Raw genomic sequence first — 22,617 nt, forward strand, 5'->3', positions numbered from 1 at the left:
GAATACACCCATCCAGTTCGCTGCAGAGCGGCATGGCCCTTGATTTCAGGGCCCGCACCGTCCTAACAGGGTATATGCAAATCTACCTGCCCATCGCCGAGGTTTCGGTCAACGCGTTCCTGCTTTTGGGGCTGGGCGGTATGGTGGGCATCCTTTCTGGCATGTTTGGCGTCGGCGGCGGGTTCCTGATGACCCCGCTTTTGTTCTTTATCGGCATTCCGCCCGCTGTGGCCGTGGCCACAGAAGCCAATCAGATCGTAGCCTCTTCCTTCTCCGGCGTCCTTGCCCATTTCAGGCGAAAAACGGTGGACCTCAGGATGGGCGTTGTCCTGCTGATTGGTGGCCTTGTTGGCGCCGCCCTGGGTGTGATCGTCTTTAACTATCTCAAGGCGCTGGGGCAGGTCGATCTGTTGGTCAAGCTTTGTTACGTCGTCTTTCTTGGCGTCATCGGCGGGCTGATGTTCATCGAAAGCCTGAACGCAATCCGCAAAACCGCCAAGGGCGGTGCGGTGCCGACGCGCAAGAAACACAACTGGATTCACAAGCTGCCCTTCAAGATGCGCTTTCGCGTCTCTGGCCTCTATATCTCGGTTATCCCGCCCTTGCTGGTTGGTCTGTGTGTCGGGGTTCTGGCCGCCATCATGGGTGTCGGCGGCGGGTTCATCATGGTGCCTGCCATGATCTACCTGCTGGGCATGCCCACCAAAGTGGTTGTTGGCACGTCCCTTTTCCAGATCATCTTTGTCACCGCGTTCACCACCATGCTGCATGCCACAACCAACTTTACGGTCGACGTGGTTCTGGCTGTCTTGCTGCTGGTTGGCGGTGTCATCGGCGCACAGATCGGCACCCGGATCGGCGTCAAAATGAAAGCCGAACAGTTGCGTATTCTGTTGGCCATCATGGTTCTGGCCGTCTGCGGCAAACTGGCCTTTGACCTGCTGGTCATGCCCTCGGAACTGTATTCCGTCGGCGCGGTGGAGGGGCATTGATGCGCTGGCTGATCGCCTTTCTGTTTCTCGCATCCCCTGCCTTTGCCGAGAGCGTGGTACTGGGCCTCAGCCAGAACGAGATTGCCATCACCACTAGCTTTGACGGCTCGGAAATCCTGGTCTTTGGCGCGGTCAAGCGCGAAGCCCCGATACCGGACGGCCCGCCCCTTGAGGTCATCGTGACCGTGGCAGGCCCTGATGAGCCTGTGAATGTGCGCCGCAAGGCAAAACGCTTTGGCATTTGGGTGAACACCGACGCCGTCGAGGTTGACCGCGCGCCCAGTTTTTACGCCGTAGCGACCAGCGGCAACTTGCGCGACGTGCTGAGCGATGTGGAAGACTTGCGCTATAAAGTCTCGGTCCCGCGCGCCATCCGCTCTGTCGGTGCGCCGATGGAAATCACCGATGCCGCCAGCTTTACCGAAGCGTTGATCCGGATCCGCAAGGAAAACGACCTGTACCAACTGATGGAAAACCACGTGGCGGTGGATGACCAGACCCTGTTTCGGGGCCGTATCGAATTGCCCGCGGCTCTGACCGAAGGCGCTTACGAGACCCGCATTTTTCTGACCCGCGAGGGTCGCGTGATCTCGCAATATGAAACGGCGATTGAAGTGCGCAAGGTGGGGTTGGAGCGGTGGCTTTTCAGCCTGAGCCGGGAACAGCCGTTTTTGTATGGTCTCATGTCACTGGCCATCGCGATTGCTGCGGGCTGGGGAGCGTCGGCGGCCTTTTCCCTGCTGCGAAACTAGCCATTTGTGGATGCCTCGGGAACGAGGGGCCAGCCTGTCAAACCAGTGGTTTGCATAGACCAGAGGCCGTCTCGGGTTTTTGTTTGAACCGAGAGATTGGGATCAATCTTCGGGTTCAGGTGCAAGAGTAAGCGGCGCCGCGGGGACCGAGCGCAAGTCGTCCACGCGTAGACCGCCCGATGGTTTGGACAGACGGTTCCGCACCACCCAAATCAGGCGATCCTGCGCCCGCGTGATCGCCACATAGGCCAGTCGTTTCCACAACGGTTGTCCCGCTTCCATCCGGCCCATGCGGGCAGCGGCATAGAGGTCGGGTGCGAACACCTGCACCGTGTCCCATTGCGAGCCTTGTGCCTTGTGGATCGTGACCGCAGCCCCGTGCAGAAACGTGGCCCCCATGCGGGCAGCGAAGGGGATGAAGGGTTCTTCCTCATCCGGTTTCTCGATCTTGACGATGGACGCCGCAGAGACTTGCGGGTCTTCGGCCCCCATCACGTGCAGGCGGGAAAAGCCGGGTTTGCGCCCCTCGCCCAGATAGATCACCTGCGCGCCCTTGATCAGGCCGCGCGCCTCAAGGTCGAGCCGTTTGTTGCGGTGTTTCAGGGGCAGTTCCAGCCCGTCGCAAATCAGCGGCTCCCCTTCAAGCAGCGCATCCTCGGGCGCGCCATAGACAGTGCGAAACGCGTTGATCAGGCGGATGCGAGTGGCGTTCCGCCAGACCAGAACAGGGCTGCGCGCCATGAGGTCAACCTCCACCCGCTGGCCCCAGACCACGCGCTCGTCTCGCCCTGCGGCTTCTTCGACCATCTTTTCGAACCGGTAGAAATCGACCTGCGGGTCGGCCAGCGCGTGGGCCAGATCAAGGATTGGATTGTCCGCCTCTTGCCGGTGGATGCGGTTGAGGTGCATCACCCGGCTTTGTGGCATCTTTTCGAACACCATTGTTCCCGATTGATTCACCGGGGCCAGCTGGGCCGGGTCGCCAAAGAGCAGCAGGGTGGGAAAGATTTCCTTGAGATCTTCGAATTGCTTGTCGTCCAGCATCGACGCCTCATCGACAAAACCGATGTCGAGCGGTTCCTCGCGCCGTTTCCAACCCGTGATGAAGTCCGATCCGCGCAGGCCGGCCGCTGCCAGTGCACCCGGGATGGATTTGTTGCCTTGGTAAAAGGCAAAGGCGCGGTCGAGGGCGGTGTCGGTTAACCCTTCGATCTCGGGACGTTCGCCATTGCCGGCCAGCCACTCGGCGATGCGTTCGTATTCGGGGTCGTAGACCGGTGTATAGAGGATGCGGTGGATGGTGGTGGCGGGCACGCCGCGAAAGCGAAGGACCGAGGCCGCCTTGTTCGTTGGGGCCAGGATGGCGAGGGTGCGTTTGTCCTTGCGCTTGCGGCTTTCGTAGTCGCCCGACACAACCTCGAGCCCCGCATTCTCCAGCGCTTTGTACAGCTCGGCCAGCAGTAGTGTCTTGCCGGAACCGGCCTTGCCGGTGATCGCCATGACGGCGGTGGCCGATCCCTTGGGCGGGCTGAGCAGTGCGTCGTCGAGGTCAATCCCCGCACTGCGCAACATCTCTGTTACGTGGTCATATGCGGTGGCCTGATCGTCAGAGAGGGAGAGCGCGGTGGTCATGGCGCGACCCTATATGCGGGTCGCGCCGGGGGCCAGCAGGATCAGGCCGTGCGGGCAAAGGCCACGCGGTTTGCAGTGCCGAACGCGTGCTCGAACCATTGGCGGGACAGATGCTGCGACACGCCCGCGCGCTCGGACACCTGGGCCGCATCGCTTTCGGCGAAGTGCCACAGACCGACGCTGATCTGATCGCGGCCCGTGCCTGTACTGCCCAAAACCTCTGGTGAAGCGCCGATCATGCGGTAGATGCGAACCATGCGCGCATCAAAGACGCCAACGAAATGCTCTACGCCAAAGTTCTGCATGATCTCACCGCCGCCCAGCATCAGGGCCGCCGCCACATGGCCGCCCGCGCCACGGGTCAGGCAGAACCGGGTGCATTCCCAGATCAGCGGGCTGGAGATCGGGCCAGACATCAGACCGGCAAAGTGATCGTTGACCATCGTGCGGCCCGTGGTGGGCAGGAACCGCATGGAACCCCCATGGCTGCCATCCGGCTCTTCCCAGATCACATAGAGCGGGTTCATGCCGTCGTACTCGTCCCGCTCCTCTCCGGCTGCATCAATGGTTACGTCCCACCCGAGGCGGGTCTTGAACTGGTCCGCGCGGTCGCGAAACATGGTCCGGGCGAGTTTGGGGTGATCATTCAGATCGGCGGCATAAACGTAACGCAACATTGTGCAGGCTCCTTGTCAGACCGGGGTAGGTATGACCGAAACACTACCAATGCGTGCGTTAACGTCTATTCATACATCCGTGCGGTGTATTTTCCTGCAAGGCAACGGGTGGATTCACACCACAATCAGCCCGCGACTCATTGCGCGGGCCACCGCGTGGGTGGTGTTCATCGCGCCCAGTTTGAACCTGGCGCTTTCGATATAGACCCGCAGCGTATGCTCTGAAATCGACAAGGTGTCGGCCACTTGGGCACGGCTGTACCCCATGGCCAGCAAGGTCATCGCATCAACCTCACGTGGGCTGAGGGCTTGTGACTGTTCCGGTGTACGTTCGGGCTCGAACTCCAACGCCTTTTCATTAAAGTAATGCGCAATCAGAATAAGATCGCGGCGATGTGCTTCGGTCCAGTCGGCCCACCAGGCGTCGTTGCACGAGTGGTTGACCGTAAAGAGCGCGAATTGTCCGTTTGGTCCGCGAATAGGGACCGAAAAACCCTGATTACCAACCCCGTGAGTGATGGCCTCGGCCTGAAAGGCTTTGGCGGCTTTGCTGGACCAGTCCAGTCGTTTCCAGTCAACGGGGTGAAAGCGTTGAAAACAGCCAAGAATAACAGGGTCGACCCGTAGATAATTCTGCTCTAGGTAGCGGGCGCGCCATGCGTTTGAATAGGTGCCGCATCCATATTGATCCCCGGCCGAGTCCACCCAGTGATACACAACGTGGTCGATGCCATAATGGTCGCAAAGCGCCTCTGAGGCCGCTTGGAGCGCGCCAAGCCCGTCAGCTCGTTCCAATTCCTCCATAATATGTTCCAACGGCTGCATCGCCGTCATTACGCTGGCCATCTTGCGCGTTCCTTATTGCGGCGATCTCGGCCATCGCAACAATCGCCGTGTCATCCAGCTGCTCTGCAAGGGCAGGCATGCCATTGGCGCGGGCAAAAGTCTTGAGGTCCGTAAGTACGTCTAAAATCCAATCGCTTCTCATGCCTAGACTCACCTTCAAGTGGTTAATGAAACGTTAAGACAACTCTAACATGAGTTAACTCTTGTTGGAAATTCGCGCATTTTCACTCCCCAGAAATAGTGAGGAGGCGATTTCCAACCCATTGAAACCGTTGAGACCGTCAGAAACGAAAAAACGCCCGCGCAATCATCAGGTGATTCGCGGACGTTAAAGCTCACTTTAAACGTGTGCGGCCTAGCGTCTGGCGTCCAGCGCGTCTTCCAAGGTGCGCAGACCCGTCTTGGGCGCTTGGACCAGCACCGACATATTCCCGGGTTTGTGTTCGTTGCGCAGCATCTTCATATGCGCAAGCGGCAAGTCGGCCCACTCGAACACTTCGGACATGCACGGATCAAGACGACGCTCGACCATCAGGTTGTTGGCGGCCGAGGCCTGTTGCAAATGCGCAAAGTGGCTGCCTTGCAAACGCTTTTGATGCATCCACATATAGCGAACGTCGAAGGTGCAGTTGAACCCGGTGGTGCCTGCGCAGATCACGACCATGCCGCCCTTCTTGCAGACAAAGGTCGAAACGGGGAATGTGCTTTCACCAGGGTGCTCGAACACCATATCGACATTGTTGCCTTTGCCAGTGATGTCCCAGATCGCCTTGCCGAACTTGCGGGTTTCGTTGAACCAATCTTTATATTCGGGCGTGCCGACGGTGGGCAGTTGTCCCCAGCAGTTGAAATCCTTGCGGTTCAGAACGCCCTTGGCGCCCAGATCCATCACAAAGTCCCGTTTGCTTTCGTCACTGATCACGCCGATGGCATTGGCGCCTGCCGTGTTGATCAACTGGATGGCGTAAGAGCCCAAGCCCCCCGACGCGCCCCAGACCAGAACGTTTTGCCCCGGCTTGAGGTCATGAGGTTCGTGGCCAAAGAGCATCCGGTAGGCCGTGGCCAGCGTCAGTGTGTAGCATGCGCTTTCTTCCCAGGTCAGGTGCTTGGGGCGCGGCATGAGCTGCTGGCTTTGGACCCGCGTGAACTGGCCAAACGACCCATCCGGCGTCTCGTAGCCCCAGATCCGCTGGGTGGGCGAGTACATCGGATCGCCACCATTGCAGTGCTCGTCGTCGCCGTCGTCCTGGTTGCAGTGGATTACAACCTCGTCGCCAACCTTCCAGCGTTTGACCTTGTCTCCCACAGCCCAAACGATCCCGGACGCATCCGAACCGGCAATGTGATAAGGTTGCTTGTGCCCGTCAAAGGGGCTGATGGGTTGGCCGAGCGCCGCCCAGACACCGTTGTAGTTCACGCCTGCCGCCATCACGAGGACGAGCACATCGTGGCTGTCCAATTCGGGCACATCCACAACCTCTTGCAGCATCGCTGTGTCAGGGTCACCGTGCCGCTCGCGGCGGATCGCCCAGGCGTACATCTGCTTGGGAACATACCCCATTGGGGGCATTTCACCCATCTCATAGAGGTCTTTTTCAGGTGCGTCATAGGACGCGATGCCGGTGTCGAGTGCCATTTCAGCCTCCGCGTTGGGGATTTGCGCCGCAGCGCAGAATCGAGAACTTATGAAGGCTGAATATTGGCCATTACGCAACAATGCAACACCAGTCGCATCATTTTTGTAATTTTATGACTTTGCGGTCGCAGCATTGGGCGTCACATCATCCTCCACCGTCAGCATGACATCGACCGAATTGGCATAGAACTGCAGAAGCGGGCGTTCGTCCTCGGCCACGCGCCAGGTTGAATTGTCTTCGAGGATTACGCCCCGTTTCGTCATCAGCCCAAGCGCCCGGTTCAAAAATCCACGGAAGCTGTCGCGCGAGACGCCGGGCGGGGTGCCCCGGGCGCGCGACAAGGCATCCGCCACCGCGTCATGCAGCGCGTCGCGCGTCATCGGCCCATCTGCCTCAAGCAACACACGCGCCAAGAGCGGGACGCCGACTATCGGCATCGTTGCCGCAATCCGGTCTTTGAGATCAGCCGCCAGATCCTCGATCGAGCCGTTGGAGGCGTGTTCGCGCAACGACAGGGGTGCACCAAAACTGACGCCCGCGATCCCGAAACGAGTGTACCGCCCCCGGATCTTTTGCCAAACCATGCGCAGGATAAACCCCATCACTACGGAAATCCGCGCGCCAAAGCGCCGGTCCCCCCGCTGGTGAGCGGCAACCAGCACCCGATCCTCAAGTACTCGGTCATAGTTGATCGCCACGGGCACAAAGACCACATCGCGCCCGGCGTCGGGATCGAACCCTTCAACCACATAAGACAGCAGCCCCATCTTGAGCGGCTTGAGTTTGCCATCGACCGTCAATCCACCCTCGGGGAAAATCGCCTGAGTCACCCCGCCTTGCGTGGCCATCTGGACATAACGCGCCAGAACCTTGCGATACAGCAGGCCGCGCGACCGGCGCCGGATGAAATACGCACCCATCGACTTGATCAACCGGCTCAGCGGCCAGATCCGCGCCCACTCCCCCACAGCGTAGCTGAGCGCCGAGGACTGCGCCGCCAGATAGGTGACCAGCACATAATCCATGTTGCTACGGTGATTCATGACAAAGACAACGGTAGCGTCGGGGCTGACGGCTTTGAGCCGACTGTCATTGTCCACGCCCGTGCGCACATCATAAAGCGTATTGGCCAACCAGCGGGCCGCCCTGATCCCAAAACCGAAATAGGCAAAAGCGGAAAAGCTGGGCACGATTTCACGCGCATAGCGGCGCGCCTGTTCAAAGGCTACGTTCTCCGGCAAGTCATTGGCCTCTGCGTGATCGACGATGGCTTGGGTCACTTCGGGGTCGTAGATCAGGCGTTGGATCATGTCATAGCGCCGCGCCAACTTGAAAGGCTCAATCGGCCGCGTCAGCCGTTCGTTGAGCTTGGCCACCGCGCGTTCCAGCCTGCGCCGGAAAAACCAGCGGACAGAGGGAAACAGGAAATGCGAGGCAAAGGTGACGGCCGCGAACAGCACGATCAGCACAAAAAACCAAAGGGGGAGTTCAACAGTCCGCATCATTGCGGTGACCCTTACAGGCGTGAGCGCCCGGGTAAAGGGCGATTGGGCTGGCATCGGCTGTGCAAACGTCGGAACATGTGGGCATGTATGACGGCGACTCCTTTTACACGCTGAGCACGGCTGGCCAAATCGGGCTGGTTTTGCTGTCTTTGGTCTTTGCGCTGATGACCCTGGGGTTGACCCGGATCATGATGCTGCGCCGTCCGCTGATCATTCGCCTGCCCTTGTGGTTCTTCCTCTTCATCTGCTTTGTCTGGGCGTCGCCGCAGGGCTACTATTCCTATTACCGCCTGATCTTTGACGGGTTGCCCGCGCAATGGGTGATCGGCGCCCTGCCCCCGCCACAGCAGATGATCGGCCTTTTGACGTTCCAACACCAGGCAACGCTGTCTGCACATAGTGTTGGCGTGCTGGGCTGGGCGATGTTGGCGGTGGCCCTTTGGCCGCAGCGCAGAAAATGCCGCAACGCAGCGGATTGACTGCGCCACAAAATTACCTATACCAGTCGCCAAACGTAATTTTGTTGCCCTGACGTACTGCGAGGTTCCGATGACCCAAAAAGACCGCCCTTGGCTGATCCGCACTTATGCTGGCCATTCCACCGCTTCGGCGTCCAATGCGCTGTACCGCGCCAATCTGGCCAAAGGGCAAACGGGCCTCAGCGTTGCCTTCGACCTGCCGACGCAGACCGGCTATGACAGCGATCACGTGTTGGCACGCGGGGAGGTGGGCAAAGTGGGCGTGCCCGTATCCCATCTGGGCGATATGCGGAGCCTGTTTCAGGACATTCCGCTGGAGCAGATGAACACCTCAATGACCATCAATGCAACGGCACCATGGCTTTTAGCGCTGTATATCGCGGTCGCCAAGGAACAGGGCGCGGACACAAGCGCCCTTCAGGGCACAGTGCAAAACGATCTAATCAAGGAATACCTGAGCCGGGGCACCTATATCTGCCCGCCCAAGCCAAGCCTCAAGATGATCGCCGATGTGGCGGAATACTGTTATACGAATGTGCCGAAATGGAACCCGATGAACGTGTGTTCCTATCACCTGCAAGAGGCGGGTGCGACGCCCGAGCAGGAATTGGCCTTTGCATTGGCCACAGCCACGGCTGTTCTGGATGAATTGAAGCCGCGCATTGATCCGGCCGATTTCCCCGCTGTCGTCGGCCGTATTTCCTTTTTCGTGAATGCGGGCATCCGTTTCGTGACCGAGATGTGCAAAATGCGCGCCTTTGTCGATCTGTGGGATGAAATTTGCGAACAGCGTTACGACGTGAGCGATCCGAAATTTCGCCGCTTTCGCTATGGGGTGCAGGTCAATTCACTGGGGCTGACGGAACAACAGCCCGAAAACAACGTCTATCGCATCCTGATCGAAATGCTGGCCGTGACACTTTCGAAGAAAGCGCGCGCGCGCGCCGTGCAATTGCCAGCGTGGAACGAGGCCCTTGGCCTGCCCCGCCCGTGGGACCAGCAATGGTCCATGCGGATGCAGCAAATCATGGCGTTTGAAACCGACTTGCTGGAATTCGACGACCTGTTTGACGGAAACCCTGCAGTGGATGCTAAGGTCGAGGCCCTCAAAGCAGGTGCGCGTCATGAATTGGGCAATCTGGACGCGATGGGCGGAGCGATTGCAGCCATTGACTATATGAAAGCGCAGCTTGTCGGCTCAAACGCCGAACGTCTGGGCCGGATTGAACGTGGTGAAACCGTGGTGGTCGGCGTGAACAAATATCAGGCGGGCGAGCCTTCGCCGCTGATGACGGGGGATGGCGGGATCATGGTTGTGGACCCGGCGGTCGAGCAAGAGCAGATTGATCGCCTGAACGCCTGGCGCGATGCACGGGATGCCACTGCGGTCGAGGCCGCGTTGGCCGATCTGCGGGCGGCGGCAGCGGCGGGTGACAACATCATGCCCGCGTCAATCCATGCCGCCAGCGTAGGCGTCACCACAGGCGAGTGGGCCGCGCAAATGCGCGCGGTACATGGCGAATATCGCGGCCCAACCGGTGTGGCCACAGGTCAGTCAAATATGACGGAGGGTCTGGATGATCTGCGCGATGCAGTGGATGCGGTCAGCGACCGCTTGGGCCGGCGCCTGAAGTTCCTGGTGGGCAAACCGGGGCTCGATGGGCACTCAAACGGGGCAGAACAGATTGCCGTGCGCGCCCGCGATTGCGGCATGGACATCGCCTATGAGGGTATCCGGCTGACCCCTGACGAGATCGTCGCCGCTGCCCGCGAGGACGCGGCTCATGTGGTGGGCCTGTCGATCCTCAGCGGCAGTCACATCCCTTTGGTCGAGGACCTGATGCAAAAGATGTCGGCCGCAGGCATGGGGGATGTTCCGGTCATCGTGGGCGGTATCATCCCCGACGACGACGCGGCGCGCTTGCGCCAAATGGGCGTGGCGCGGGTCTATACTCCCAAAGATTTTGAGCTGAACACAATCATGATGGATATCGTGACGCTGGCCGACCCAAAGGCTGTGGCCGCCGAATAATCCTGACTGATTGCGACATCGTTCAACCCGGGTAAGGACGGAACTCTTATTAGGTTTGCTTTAAGGGTCGAATCGCCGTTCGCCTGGCAGGCTCGGCTTTCTGACCTGACCGGAATTCGGTCAGGTCAGTGCTGTGTGCGATCGCTGCAACTGTTGGAAATCGCAAATTCCAACTTAAGATTGCGATTTTCTACCCCAAAGTGCAGAGTTCTCGTGATGCGCGTTGGCGCCCGCAACCGACACAAATCCGATCAGACAAAGCATTGATTTTCCCGATTATATTGCCGATAGCGTGAAATACCAAGCAAATAAGAGGGCCATCCAATGGCAATTGACCTGAGCAAGATGAGCCGTAAAGAGCTCGAAACTCTGCGGGCTGACGTCGAAAAAACGCTGACCAACCTGCACATCAAAGAAAAGCAGGACGCTTTGGCAGCGGTCCAAAAGGCTGCTGCTGAATTCGGCTTTTCCCTGGAAGAGCTGACTTCAAAAAGAGGCGCTGGCCGCGCCGCATCCAAGGGGACATCCACTCCGAAATACGCCAATCCCGATGACGCGTCGCAAACCTGGACGGGTAAGGGACGACAGCCGAATTGGTTCAAATCGGCAGTATCTGCAGGCAAATCGCCGGAAGATATGGAAATCTGATTCATTCGTCCCGACGCGTCGGTAAAAAGTGACAAGCCCCGTGCCGTCAAAATGACTGCCGGGGCTTTTGCTTGGCCAAGACGGATTTTCAATCTCGATATCCCCGCGCATAATGCGATAGCCTAGCCTAACCTGTCTTTGATCGGAGCATTCCATGACTGTCCATATCGGCGCCAAACCCGGCGACATTGCCCCAACGGTTCTGATGCCAGGCGACCCGTATCGCGCCAAATGGGCGGCGGAAACGTTTCTGACCGACGCAAAGCTGGTCAACGAAGTGCGCGGGATGTTGGGCTATACCGGCACCTGGAACGGCCACCCCGTCACCATTCAGGGGTCGGGCATGGGCATGCCGTCGCTGTCCATCTATGCCAACGAACTGATGACAGATTATGACGCTCAGACCCTCATCCGGATCGGATCCTGTGGCGGGATGCAACCGCATGTCGGCATCCGCGATGTCATCATTGCCATGACGGCAACCACGATCACTTCGCCCTCTTCGGGCATCTTTCGCGAGATCAATTTTGCGCCCTGTGCCGACTACGGTTTGTTGTCTGCTGCGGTCAATGCGGCGGCGGGCCGGGCGACGAAAACCCATGTTGGCGGCATCTATTCGTCAGATGTGTTTTATGCCGAGCGGCCAGATCTGGACGAAGAGATGGTGCGCCACGGCATTCTGGGCGTTGAGATGGAGGCGGCCGAGCTTTATACTCTCGCCGCTCGCCATGGCCGTCGCGCGCTTGCCGTTCTTACGGTCAGTGACCATTTGCAAACGGGTGAGGCTCTGCCGTCCGAGGATCGCGAACGCAGCTTTGGCGATATGGTCGAAATCGCGTTGGAAGCGGCGTTTACGGAGTGACGCGCCAAAGCGGCTGATCTTTGCACTGGACGCACCGTCGGAGCCTCCGGCGGGGGTTATTTAGAACAGAGAAGGGTGGAGACGCCCGTCAGCGCCCGTGCGAGCGATTGTACCTGTTGGGTTCAGGGCTGCTCCAACCGGTGAGCGTATCCGGGTCAGGTGCGAAAACATCGATCTTGAGCGGGTGGCACTGGGCCACGTCCGAGGTGTGTTCAGAGCCGCAATCCCCGCCGGGACATGCGCTGAGTGCGCCTAACAGGTCAATCTCCGCGAAGAGGTCGATATGATCCCCGGGGCGGACGGGTGACGCCTTCATGAAATATTGCCCGGTGTCGCGGGTGAAACCGGTGCACATAAAGACGTTCAGCACATCATGTACGTGCACTTCCGCCTCATGCAGCGGCAGTCCGGTGTGATCAGCCAGAGCCCGTGTGAGGTTGGAGTGGCAACAGTGGTGGTAGTGCCCACCTTTCAGCAGGTTGCCGGTATAGGGATCACAACGCGTGCCGATCACGTCATGCACAGACCCGCCAAATGCGTCGATGCCGTACCAGCCCAGACTGTCGTGGATCACTGTGGCCATGGGGCGCAGGGCGGGAAAACTGCTCCACATCCGTTCGCCGGTGGTGATGTGGGTGCCATGCAGGGCGCGGGTTTTGCCGGAATAGAATCGCTCGGACAGATCGTTGGCATTCCACAGGTTCAGGTCTCCGACCTGCGGCCCCTCGACCGAAGAGATGCGAAAGATGTGGCCTGCGGGCACTTCGAAGGTTGCGGCATCTCGCGGGGGGGCGAGCACTTCGGAGACTTTGGTCATGCTGTCGCGGGCGCGGGCATAGGCAGTCATGTCCGGTTGCGGCAGCGTGTCTGTCGGATAGCAGATGACCGGTGCAATGGCCCGGCGGGCGTCTGCATCTTTTGGTGTGTCCATGGCGGAGCCTCCCCTCTCCGCCATGGATTGCGCGCCGCGGCGCGCACTGCAAGCCCCTTTTGGCCAGGGCCCGCTGTTCCTAGATCACCACCACGTCCAATGGTGGAAAGCCGTTGAAGCCGATCGTGGCATAGGTTGTGGTATAAGCACCGCAATTGCGGATCACGATGCGGTCGCCAGCAACCAGATCAAGCGGCAGATCGACCATCTTTTTCTCGTAAAGCACATCGGCGCTGTCGCAGGACGGCCCCGCCACGATGCAGGGGCCGGTCTGGTGGCCGTCCCGCGCGGTGGTGAACTGGTAGCGAATCGCCTCGTCCATAGTTTCAGCCAGGCCGGAGAACTTGCCGATGTCGAGATAGACCCAGCGGTGAAGGTCGCGTCTGGACTTGCGCGAGACCAGCAGCACTTCGGCGGCAATGGCGCCTGCCTCGGCCACAAGACCGCGACCGGGTTCAGCCATAACATGGGGCACATCGCCAAAGCGGGCGAGAATCTGTGCCATGACGGCGCACGCATAGGCGGTGGGCACCTCGATCGTGTCGCCGTAAAAGGCGGGGAAACCACCGCCGATGTTCAAGAGGTCCAGATCAAAACCGGCGGCCTGCGCGTCCGCCCAGACCTGTGCGATCTGGTCAAGCGTTGGCCCCCACATGGCCGCCTGACGGGTCTGGCTGCCCACATGAAAGCTGAACCCGCGCGGTTTGAGGCCCAGCGCGGTTGCAAGTCCCAGAAGCGCCAGCGCCTTGTCGCGGGCACAGCCGAATTTGCGGCTGAGCGGCCAATCTGCTTGGCTCACATCCACAATCAGGCGGATATAGACCTGCGCGCCCGGCGCGTGTTCGGCGATCTTTTCCAGCTCTTCCTCGGCGTCGGCGGCAAACAGCGTGATACCCACGCCATGGGCAAAGGTGATGTCGGAGGCGCGTTTGATGGTGTTGCCAAAGGAGATGGCAGCCGGGTCGGCACTCTGGCTGAGGCACAGTTCGATCTCTGCACGCGAGGCCGCGTCGAAATGCGAGCCAAGTTGCACCAGCCGCGCGATGACTTCGCGTTGGGGGTTCGCCTTAACTGCATAATGGATGCGGGCATGGCCGAGCCCTGCGGCCAGCGCATGGTATTGGGTTTCGACCGCATCGAGGTCGAGGACGAGCGTAGGCCGGTAAAATTGATGTTTGGCAATATAGGCTTCGGCGCGGGTCAAGCGTGCGGGCATGCGCACCGCAAAATCGGTGACGAAAGCGTTCATGGTCATCTCCATCAGATGCGGACGTAGGCCGCAGGGATCAAAACGGAGACGTTACCGTCGCTACATACCGGACCCCGGACAGAGGCGCGTGCGTTGGCGTCTATAGCCGCCGTATCCGGCCAAATCGCGCGTTTGAGAAGATGTTATTTTTGCATGGCTGTACCAGCGTTTTTGACAGGGCTGGCGTATGCAAAAACGCCCCGTGCAGGACGGGGCGTTTTGGGCAGGATCAGACGGTTCGGTCGACCATCATCTTTTTGATATTCGCGATGGCCGCTGCCGGGTTCAACCCTTTGGGGCACGTCTTGGCGCAGTTCATGATTGTGTGGCAGCGATAGAGCTTGAACGGGTCTTCGAGGTCATCAAGGCGCTCGCCCGTGGACTCGTCCCGGCTGTCGATGATCCAGCGGTACGCATGCAGCAATGCGGCTGGCCCCAGATAGCGATCACCATTCCACCAGTAGGATGGGCAGGAGGTCGAACAGCAGGCGCACATCACGCACTCGTACAGGCCATCCAGCTTTTCACGGTCCTCGACCGACTGCCGCCACTCTTTGGCCGGGCGGTTTGTCTTGGTCTCAAGCCAAGGCATGATCGACGCATGCTGGGCATAGAAATGGGTCAGGTCGGGGATCAGGTCCTTGACGACGGGCATGTGCGGCAGGGGATAGATTTTGACATCGCCCTGCACCTCTTCCATCCCATAGATACAGGCCAGCGTGTTGATCCCGTCGATGTTCATCGCACAGGAGCCGCAGATCCCCTCGCGGCAGGACCGGCGGAAGGTCAGCGTCGGATCAATCTCGTTCTTGATCTTGATCAGCGCGTCCAGGATCATCGGGCCGCAGGTGTCCATATCGACCCAATAGGTGTCGACCTGGGGGTTCTTGCCGTCATCAGGGTTCCAGCGATAGATGCTGAATTTGCGCAGGTTTGTGGCCCCCTCGGGCTTGGGCCAGGTCTTGCCCGTCTGGATGCGCGAGTTCTTGGGAAGCGTCAGTTGGACCATGGAACTATCCTTGTTTGAAACGTTTGGGCGCGGTCGCGGAGGCGTGCGCGAATGGGGGCGTGTCGCATCATCATCGTGCCACACACAGGCTGGAGCCGCCCGACAGCACGCCGCGCTCGCGGCGGCTGCAACCGACAAAGACGGGGGCATCGGGATCGACGGGCGGCTGATACGCGCTGGCGATGCACTCCGCATAGCGGCGGTTTTCGCGGCGCGCACTGATACCCACGCCCACTGCACCGCCCAGCGCGGCGGCTGTATAAGGATCACCAAAACCGATTGTGAAGCCCACCGCGGCCGCAACATTGCCGCCGATCCGCCGGTTCCGAATACGCCGGCACTCATCCAGCGTCGCCTGGGATGTCGTGCCCGTGGCGGCGGCCACGACTCCGCTTGGGCTGGCTCCGAACTGGACGCCATAGGCGTCCAACAGGCAATCATTGGTCGCACTGGCCCCGGCAGCGGTGCCACCCTGGCCTGCAACGACCTGCGGCACGCCTTGATCTGATATGATCGCGTATGTGCCCGGTGCATTGGTCTGCGTGATGCAGCGATCAGCCGCTTGCAACGCCGGGTCGGCAACCGCGCTGGCGGCCCCCAGAACCGTCATCAAACCGATGGCACAAACTGCAAAGCCGGACGCCTTGAACCGGGTCTTTCTGAATACCTGTCGAACCAAAGTCACTCTCCTACGCTCAGGCGGCCAAGGCGGCGAGACCGCGTGTGGCAATGCATTGCTGTGTTTCGGGGCGTTGCAGCACGGTTGTGATCAAAGCGACGGTGGCTTCGTCCACACCGGTGATCGCGTCGCCCGCAAAGCTACGCAATTCGCGCAGGCTGGCATTGTCGATCACACAATCTGTAAAGGGCGTGACCGCCGCCTGGGGCACAGCGGGAAAGCGGGTGCTGAGCGCCTTGGCGACGGTGGCCTTGGCGCTGCGGCGACCCACATCGTCCACCGCCTGTGTGGTCTCTGCGCAAGCGGTCAGGGCCAGAATTGCAGCAAGGGAAAGGGCACGGATCATGGCAGGCTCACTTTGGCGGATGCGGTATCCAGCAGGCGCGACAACCGCTCTGCATCCTGGGGAAAGGTATCTGCCAAACGTTCCATGAACCCCAGATCGCGGGCTGCTGTCCACAGCAGCAATTGGTATTCCAGATCATCTGCCATTTGCGCGCTGCGGCGGTCGGTGGCCAACTGGGTCACGTCGGTCTTTTTGTCCTGAAAGGACGACCCACCACCATAGCGCTGTACTTTGCCCCGCGACAGGTCGCGACCGGGCAGACCAATTTTTTCTAGCCGTTCAGCCCGGTAATCCTCGTTCACCATCCAGTCGTCATAAAGCAGCGGAACCACATCGCGGTCCTGCACCCGATCCAGCATCGTCTGGTAGGTGCGCATCGCGTTCATCATCACGCGGGCACGCTCCAACGGGCCGTAGCCAGTGTTGCCCTGGATCTTGCGCAAAAGCGAGGCGGACCAGTGTAGAAAGCTGCGATAGATGATCACGCAGGTTTCGGCGGCCGCAAACAGGGGCTGGCGTTTGGGATCGGGCATATGATCCTCGTAGGACACTACCGTAAAGGGGGCGGGCCCAGCCGCAGCAAGTTTGGCCTTGAAGCCATCAACCGATGCCTCGGCCCCACCTTGAAACACCGAAATCCCGCGCGAAGACTGCACGGGGTCTCGGCCCGGACGGCAGTTGTTCAAAAACAGGCCATTGCCCCCCGGTGCGTTGCGCAGCATCCAGTCGATCAGAGCATGATTGCCCGACCGCCGCATTCCATAGACACGAAGCACCTGCGCAGGCGCAAGTGCAACGGTATCCTTGGTGCGGGCGGCGACGGCCATGCGCGCTTAGTAGACACGCGCTTTGGGCGCGATCTTCTTGAGGTCGATGCCGCCGTCATTATGGCTGGTCAGCGGGTTCAGGTGAACCCCACGGAAGCCAAGCGACGCCTCATTGCCCTTGAACCAGACAAGGCTGTGCTTGCGCCAGTTCTCGTCATCGCGGTTCGGGTAGTCCTCGTGTGCATGCGCGCCCCGGCTTTCCTTGCGCGCGGCGGCTGCGGTGATCGTGGCCACCGCATTGGGCATCAGGTTGGTCAGCTCAAGCGTTTCCATCAGGTCAGAGTTCCAGACCAGCGACGTGTCGGTGACTTTCAAGTCGCTTTGCTTGGCGGCCACGTCCTTCATCTTTTCCTCGCCCTCGGCGAGCGTCTTGTCTGTGCGGAACACGGCGGCGTCGGCCTGCATGGTTTTCTGCATTTCAAGGCGCAGTTCGGCGGTGGGCACGTGGCCTTTGGCATAGCGCAACCCGTCAAAGCGGCTGAACGCGGCCTCGACCGAGCGTTGGTTTGGCGTGGGAACGGGCGTTTTGGGATCAACAATCTCGCCTGCGCGGATGGCGGCAGCCCGACCAAAGACCACAAGGTCGATGAGCGAGTTGGACCCGAGCCGGTTCGCCCCGTGGACCGAGGCACAACCCGCCTCGCCCACAGCCATCAGGCCGGGTGAGACGTTGTCGGGATTGTCCTTGGTGGGGGCCAGCACTTCGCCCCAATAGTTCGTCGGGATGCCGCCCATGTTGTAGTGCACGGTAGGCAGAACCGGGATCGGTTCCTTGGTCAGGTCAACACCGGCAAAGATACGCGCGGATTCCGAAATCCCCGGCAGGCGCAGGTCCAGCGTTTCCTTGGGCAGGTGATTGAGGTGCAGGTGGATGTGATCTCCCTGTTCGCCCACACCGCGCCCTTCGCGGATTTCCATGGTCATGCAACGCGAAACCACGTCGCGGCTGGCCAGATCCTTGTAGGTCGGCGCGTAGCGTTCCATGAACCGCTCGCCCTCGGAGTTGGTGAGGTAACCGCCCTCGCCCCGTGCACCTTCGGTGATCAGGCAACCCGCACCGTAGATGCCGGTGGGATGGAATTGCACAAACTCCATATCCTGCAGGGGCAGACCGGCCCGCGCCGTCATGCCACCGCCGTCACCGGTGCAGGTGTGGGCCGATGTGGCGCTAAAGTACGCGCGGCCATACCCACCGGTCGCCAGCACAACCATCTTGGCGCTGAACAGGTGCATGGTGCCGTCATCCAGCTTCCAGCACAGCACGCCCTGGCACACGCCGTCTTCGGACATGATCAGATCGATGGCGAAATATTCAATGTAGAATTCCGCATTGTTCTTGAGCGACTGGCCATACAGCGTATGCAGGATCGCGTGGCCGGTCCGGTCAGCGGCGGCACAGGTGCGCTGCACCGGGGGGCCTTCACCAAATTCGGTTGTGTGGCCACCAAAGGGACGCTGGTAAATCTTGCCCTCTTCGGTGCGCGAGAAAGGCACGCCGTAATGTTCGAGTTCATAGACCGCCTTGGGTGCTTCGCGGGTAAGGTATTCCATCGCGTCCGTGTCACCCAGCCAGTCGGAGCCCTTGACCGTGTCATACATGTGCCACTGCCAGTTGTCGGGGCCCATATTGGACAGCGACGCAGCAATGCCGCCTTGTGCAGCAACCGTGTGCGAGCGGGTCGGGAACACTTTGGTCACGCATGCCGTGCGCAGACCTTGCTCGGCCATACCCAGTGTCGCACGCAGTCCGGCACCGCCGGCACCGACGACCACGACGTCATATTCATGCGTCTCGTAATCATATGCAGCCATTTGTCAGGCCTCCTTTTTCAAAGCGCGATGCGCCTGGTTCTTTACAGTGCCATCCGCGCAAGAGCGAACAGCCCAAAAGCGATTAGCCCGTAGGAAAATGCGCTGGTCGCGATCAAGGTCAACTTGCCCGCCGTTCCGTGCACATAGTCCTCGATGGCGGCATGGGCCTCGCGCATCAGGTGGACAACGATGACGATCAGCGACAACGCACAGACAATCGCCGGGAACGGGCGGCTGAAATAGGCGATGACCTCTTGGTGGGTTCCGCCCAGCGCACCGTCAAAGATGAAAACAAACAGCGGCACCAGTGGCACCAGAAGGATCGAACTGACCATCATCTGCCAGTGGTGGTGGGTGCCCTCACGACCAGAGCCAAGGCCGGTCACGCGTTTACGGTCTGTGATAAAGCGCATCTGAAAGCCTCCTAAACCGCTATGGCGACGATCAGGGTCAGCACAGTTGCCAGCCCGAACATCCCAATTGCCATCTTTTCCGAGACCTCGACTTCGACGAAATAGCCAAAGTCCCAGAGAGCGTGACGCAAACGGCCCAGCATGTGATAGAAAATGGCCCAGGTCGCCGCCAGCATGATCAGCTTGCCCAGCAGGCTGCGCAAAAGCCCATCAACAGTTGCAAAGGCTTCAGCCGAACTTGCGGCGGCAACAAGCCATGCCACGACCAGCAAAGCGGCCCCGAGGCAAGCGATGCCCGTAATCCGCACCATGATCGACGAAATCGAAGTCATCTGCGGGCGATAGATTTGCAAGTGCGGCGATAGCGGGCGGTTGCCCCGATTGACGTCGGCCATAATGCGTCCTTTTTGTTCCCTGTCCCTTGATAACGCATTCTGTGCACGTGTCACGTGCCGACCCATCACAAATAGCGCGGTGTTTTGGCGCATTTTGCAGTTTATGCCAAATTGTGATCACACTTGAAAAGACTGTGATCACAATCTTACGGGGTAGGCAGCAGTGTTACCTGTCTCGACGTCTCGCGCTGCAATTTGCGTTTGATTTGTTCGGGATAGTCCGCGAATCCGTTTGCCGTTGCCACAAAGGCTCCCGGACCGGTGATCACGTTTTCAAAGAAGTATGCCGTAAGGTCGGTTTGATCCGTCTCTATTGCCATGGCGTTGACCGTGATATCGGCTGCATTCAGCGCACTGCGCTGTGTCGCCGGTTCAATCCCCTCATTGGACACGCCGTCGCCAGACACATCAATCACTTTGCGCACACAATCGGAGACAGGGGCAAAGGCATTGCGGCTGATTGCCAACGCCTCGCCGATGGCGGTCGAATAGTTGCGCCAAATGCGCAGGTCATTCTGTATTGTGTCCGCCAGGGACAATACGTCGCCGTACCCTTTGATCTGCGTCCAAGGAACAGTCTGGCGTTGCCGCGATGATCCCGTCCATTGTACCAGGCTGACCTGCGCGTCTTGATCGACCAACGCGTCAGCCACGATCCCATCGCGCAGGGCCAACGCCAGCCCGTCCATCTGGACGCGGTATTCATCCTTGTCGACGGACCCCGACACATCGACCGCCAAAAGCAGTGCCAGTTCGCAGGCCTTCGCGGGTGTGGACATCAAAAGGAGTATGGCAATGCATCTCAACATCAGATCAGCCTAGCGTGGCGCGCGTCCAAACGCATCTCACTTTGGCGTGCCGGTCAATCCAGCACGTCAAAAAGGTCGCGCAAATGCGCTTCAAACTCGGTGCACATAATAATTTGGACCTCGGCGGGATCGTAAAACGCGTTCGCCTCGCCACATTCTTCGATCACCACACCAACACGGTCAGGCAGGTTGAAATCCCCATTCAGTGCCGCAACTTCGGCGGCGATCACGTCCACGGTCAGATTGTCGAAGCCATTCGCTTCAAATTGCAAACTCGTGCCCTGCCCCGCAATATCGTCAAAGGCAGCACTCCAACTGTCATAGGCCAGTTCAAATTCTTCGGGGCAGGTCTCTGCCCGATCCATAGGAAGGCCCATGTCGTCGGCGAAGTCCTCGCGAACCTCTGGGTTGGCCCCATAGAACAGACACACAGTGTTGTAAAAACGTTGTTCGTCCGGCCCATGCACATCCCAATAGGCCACGTCGCCCGCAACCTCGGCCTCACCCAAAAAGCCAAAGGCGGCGTCATAAGCAAGGTCGACCGCCGCCTCTTCTTCGTAAAACGCGTCTATCATCAGGATAGACGCGACATCGGCGGCGTCTTCCTCTTGTCCAAAAACGGGCAGGCCCAATACGTCGATCAGGGCATGGCCAAATTCATGGTAAAAGATGCCCAACAGGTTCGCTTCGACAAAGCCGTCCCGCGTCTCATCCGCCCAGACAGGGCCCGCCAAGATCAAGAATGCCAACAGGTACCGCATCGCGCCCTCCAAGGGATGGTTGGTGGGGCGTCGCGCGCGCGCAAGCGTCGGGCGCGCGTCACCCATCATCCCAACAGCAAATCATTTTCAGACCGGCATCAAAGCCCAGTAATCCAGATCGAGCAACACCTCGGGCAAGTATTTCCCATCGTCACCCTTCAGCGCGAAGGGTGCACCTCCTTTGGTCGCCACCAGCCGCAAGCGGATCGCGCCCACACCGGGCGCGTCTGTTTCGGCCTTGTCCAGAACTTCCGACCAGGCCCGGATCGTGTCACCGGACAGGCAGGGGTTTGCATGAGCGCCCCCGTTCAGGCCGACGACCATCTGCGCATTGGCCAACCCATTGAAGGACAGCGCGCGCGCCATGGAAATCACATGCCCGCCGTAGATCAGCCGACTGCCATCGGGGCGGGCCGAAGTGTTAAAATGCACCTTGGCCGTGTTCTGCCAGAGCCGCGTGGCCATCATATGCTCGGCCTCTTCCACGGTTACGCCATCCACATGGTCGATCCGCTCGCCAATTTCATAGTCGTCCCAGCGATGCGCCTCGCCCGCCAGGCCAAAGTCGTAATCTGAAAAATCGAGGCCTTGCGGCACAACCAAATTGCTTGCGCTTAGCGCGGGGGCGAGGTCTGGGATCACAGTCTTCGGGGCCGCGGCATCAAGGTCGCCCTTGCGCACCATGACCCAGCGCACATAGTCCAAGACCGTCTGCTCCCGCTGGTTCAACCCCGTTGTCCGTACCCAGACGACACCGGATTTGCCGTTGGAATTCTCCTTGACCCCAATGACCTCAGATTGCGATCTGAGCGTATCGCCCGGCCAGACAGGGGCATGCCACCGCCCTTCGGCATAGCCCAGATTGGCCACGGCATTCAGCGATATATCCGGAACAGTTTTGCCAAAGATGATGTGAAAGGCGATCATGTCATCCAGCGGTGCTGCACCCAGCCCACAGCCTTGCGCAAACTGATCCGACGAATACAGCGCATGTCGCGCCGGATAGAGCATGTGATACAGCGCACGCTCCCCACCTGACACCGTGCGCGGCACCGCATGGTCGATCACCTCACCGACGCGGTAATCCTCGAAAAAGCGGCCCTTGTTAGTTTTGGCCATCAGTGCTCTCCCAGCTTAACGTCCGGGGTGTAATCGCCCGGCACCTCTTTGGTGACCGCCTGACCACAACGCATGGTTCCTGCAGCATGATCCCAGGTTTGCGTCGGGCTGCCGTGCAGCGCCCACCCCTTGTTCAGCGCATCCGTGACCTTGTGACAAAAGGCTGATGTGTCTTCCTCAGACAAAAAGCGATACAAAATCATGA

Annotated in this window: 24 protein-coding genes; 6 read left to right on the plus strand and 18 right to left on the minus strand. The window is 59.7% G+C overall.

What is annotated here, in order from left to right:
• The first annotated feature begins 74 nt into the window (after positions 1–74).
• The gene (locus tag Q1A44_RS07235) at positions 75–992 is read left to right on the plus strand and encodes a sulfite exporter TauE/SafE family protein (RefSeq protein ID WP_299622848.1); all 918 of its coding nucleotides are present in this window, start codon (positions 75–77) and stop codon (positions 990–992) included.
• On the plus strand, positions 992–1,744 hold the full coding sequence (locus tag Q1A44_RS07240; RefSeq protein WP_299622060.1) for a TIGR02186 family protein: 753 nt from the start codon (positions 992–994) through the stop codon (positions 1,742–1,744). The genes Q1A44_RS07235 and Q1A44_RS07240 overlap by 1 nt, the downstream gene beginning before the upstream one ends.
• A gap of 102 nt (positions 1,745–1,846) precedes the next feature.
• Here the strand turns inward: Q1A44_RS07240 and Q1A44_RS07245 are convergent, their stop codons facing one another.
• The 5 genes from Q1A44_RS07245 to Q1A44_RS07265 form a co-directional block, all read right to left on the minus strand.
• Positions 1,847–3,376 (minus strand): AAA family ATPase, encoded by a 1,530-nt coding sequence (locus Q1A44_RS07245; RefSeq protein ID WP_299622063.1) that lies wholly within the window; start codon positions 3,374–3,376, stop codon positions 1,847–1,849.
• A gap of 41 nt (positions 3,377–3,417) precedes the next feature.
• On the minus strand, positions 3,418–4,053 hold the full coding sequence (locus Q1A44_RS07250) for an acyl-homoserine-lactone synthase (RefSeq protein WP_299622066.1): 636 nt from the start codon (positions 4,051–4,053) through the stop codon (positions 3,418–3,420).
• 114 nt (positions 4,054–4,167) lie between these two features.
• Positions 4,168–4,899, minus strand: a complete 732-nt coding sequence (locus Q1A44_RS07255; protein ID WP_299622069.1) for an autoinducer binding domain-containing protein — start codon at positions 4,897–4,899, stop codon at positions 4,168–4,170.
• Positions 4,900–5,254: 355 nt separating this feature from the next.
• The gene (ccrA, locus tag Q1A44_RS07260) at positions 5,255–6,535 is read right to left on the minus strand and encodes a crotonyl-CoA carboxylase/reductase (protein ID WP_299622072.1); all 1,281 of its coding nucleotides are present in this window, start codon (positions 6,533–6,535) and stop codon (positions 5,255–5,257) included.
• Positions 6,536–6,646: 111 nt separating this feature from the next.
• The gene (locus Q1A44_RS07265) at positions 6,647–8,041 is read right to left on the minus strand and encodes a 1-acyl-sn-glycerol-3-phosphate acyltransferase (RefSeq protein WP_299622076.1); all 1,395 of its coding nucleotides are present in this window, start codon (positions 8,039–8,041) and stop codon (positions 6,647–6,649) included.
• Positions 8,042–8,124: 83 nt separating this feature from the next.
• Here Q1A44_RS07265 and Q1A44_RS07270 point away from each other — a divergent pair, with 83 nt between their 5' ends.
• The 4 genes from Q1A44_RS07270 to deoD all read left to right on the plus strand — a co-directional run bounded on the left by Q1A44_RS07270 (position 8,125) and on the right by deoD (position 12,062).
• A complete protein-coding gene (locus tag Q1A44_RS07270; RefSeq protein ID WP_299622079.1) occupies positions 8,125–8,520 on the plus strand; it encodes a hypothetical protein in 396 nt (131 codons plus the stop codon).
• 70 nt (positions 8,521–8,590) lie between these two features.
• Entirely contained in the window at positions 8,591–10,552 is a 1,962-nt protein-coding gene (locus Q1A44_RS07275) for a protein meaA (protein ID WP_299622082.1), read from the plus strand.
• Between the two features lie 324 nt (positions 10,553–10,876).
• Positions 10,877–11,200 (plus strand): H-NS histone family protein, encoded by a 324-nt coding sequence (locus Q1A44_RS07280; protein ID WP_299622085.1) that lies wholly within the window; start codon positions 10,877–10,879, stop codon positions 11,198–11,200.
• A 154-nt stretch (positions 11,201–11,354) separates the two neighbouring features.
• Positions 11,355–12,062, plus strand: coding sequence for a purine-nucleoside phosphorylase (gene deoD, locus Q1A44_RS07285; protein ID WP_299622088.1), 708 nt, complete (start codon positions 11,355–11,357; stop codon positions 12,060–12,062).
• A gap of 88 nt (positions 12,063–12,150) precedes the next feature.
• On the opposite strand, the gene Q1A44_RS07290 is transcribed toward deoD, so the two are convergent.
• The 13 genes from Q1A44_RS07290 to Q1A44_RS07350 all read right to left on the minus strand — a co-directional run bounded on the left by Q1A44_RS07290 (position 12,151) and on the right by Q1A44_RS07350 (position 22,615).
• Positions 12,151–12,993, minus strand: coding sequence for a DUF1989 domain-containing protein (locus tag Q1A44_RS07290; protein ID WP_299622091.1), 843 nt, complete (start codon positions 12,991–12,993; stop codon positions 12,151–12,153).
• Positions 12,994–13,072: 79 nt separating this feature from the next.
• Positions 13,073–14,242 (minus strand): type III PLP-dependent enzyme, encoded by a 1,170-nt coding sequence (locus Q1A44_RS07295; RefSeq protein ID WP_299622094.1) that lies wholly within the window; start codon positions 14,240–14,242, stop codon positions 13,073–13,075.
• Positions 14,243–14,471: 229 nt separating this feature from the next.
• Positions 14,472–15,251 carry a succinate dehydrogenase iron-sulfur subunit gene (locus Q1A44_RS07300; RefSeq protein ID WP_299622097.1) on the minus strand — a complete coding sequence of 260 codons (780 nt, stop codon included), beginning with the start codon at positions 15,249–15,251 and terminating at the stop codon, positions 14,472–14,474.
• A 70-nt stretch (positions 15,252–15,321) separates the two neighbouring features.
• The gene (locus tag Q1A44_RS07305) at positions 15,322–15,930 is read right to left on the minus strand and encodes a hypothetical protein (RefSeq protein WP_299622100.1); all 609 of its coding nucleotides are present in this window, start codon (positions 15,928–15,930) and stop codon (positions 15,322–15,324) included.
• A gap of 16 nt (positions 15,931–15,946) precedes the next feature.
• Complete coding sequence (locus Q1A44_RS07310; protein WP_299622104.1) at positions 15,947–16,276, minus strand: hypothetical protein; 330 nt, start codon at positions 16,274–16,276, stop codon at positions 15,947–15,949.
• Positions 16,273–17,103 (minus strand): hypothetical protein, encoded by an 831-nt coding sequence (locus Q1A44_RS07315; protein ID WP_299622106.1) that lies wholly within the window; start codon positions 17,101–17,103, stop codon positions 16,273–16,275. The genes Q1A44_RS07310 and Q1A44_RS07315 overlap by 4 nt, the downstream gene beginning before the upstream one ends.
• 6 nt (positions 17,104–17,109) lie before the next feature.
• Complete coding sequence (sdhA, locus tag Q1A44_RS07320) at positions 17,110–18,915, minus strand: succinate dehydrogenase flavoprotein subunit (RefSeq protein ID WP_299622109.1); 1,806 nt, start codon at positions 18,913–18,915, stop codon at positions 17,110–17,112.
• 41 nt (positions 18,916–18,956) lie between these two features.
• Complete coding sequence (gene sdhD, locus Q1A44_RS07325; RefSeq protein ID WP_299622112.1) at positions 18,957–19,328, minus strand: succinate dehydrogenase, hydrophobic membrane anchor protein; 372 nt, start codon at positions 19,326–19,328, stop codon at positions 18,957–18,959.
• An 11-nt stretch (positions 19,329–19,339) separates the two neighbouring features.
• Positions 19,340–19,723 carry a succinate dehydrogenase, cytochrome b556 subunit gene (gene sdhC, locus Q1A44_RS07330; protein WP_299622115.1) on the minus strand — a complete coding sequence of 128 codons (384 nt, stop codon included), beginning with the start codon at positions 19,721–19,723 and terminating at the stop codon, positions 19,340–19,342.
• Positions 19,724–19,869: 146 nt separating this feature from the next.
• Positions 19,870–20,502, minus strand: coding sequence for a DUF1194 domain-containing protein (locus tag Q1A44_RS07335; RefSeq protein ID WP_299622118.1), 633 nt, complete (start codon positions 20,500–20,502; stop codon positions 19,870–19,872).
• Between the two features lie 83 nt (positions 20,503–20,585).
• Positions 20,586–21,293 (minus strand): DUF4344 domain-containing metallopeptidase, encoded by a 708-nt coding sequence (locus Q1A44_RS07340; RefSeq protein WP_299622121.1) that lies wholly within the window; start codon positions 21,291–21,293, stop codon positions 20,586–20,588.
• Positions 21,294–21,380: 87 nt separating this feature from the next.
• A complete protein-coding gene (locus tag Q1A44_RS07345) occupies positions 21,381–22,412 on the minus strand; it encodes a MaoC family dehydratase (protein WP_299622124.1) in 1,032 nt (343 codons plus the stop codon).
• A complete protein-coding gene (locus Q1A44_RS07350) occupies positions 22,412–22,615 on the minus strand; it encodes a DUF1737 domain-containing protein (protein WP_299622126.1) in 204 nt (67 codons plus the stop codon). The genes Q1A44_RS07345 and Q1A44_RS07350 overlap by 1 nt, the downstream gene beginning before the upstream one ends.
• Positions 22,616–22,617 lie beyond the last annotated feature (2 nt).

It is taken from the genome of uncultured Tateyamaria sp., from assembly GCF_947503705.1.
Lineage (GTDB): Bacteria > Pseudomonadota > Alphaproteobacteria > Rhodobacterales > Rhodobacteraceae > Tateyamaria.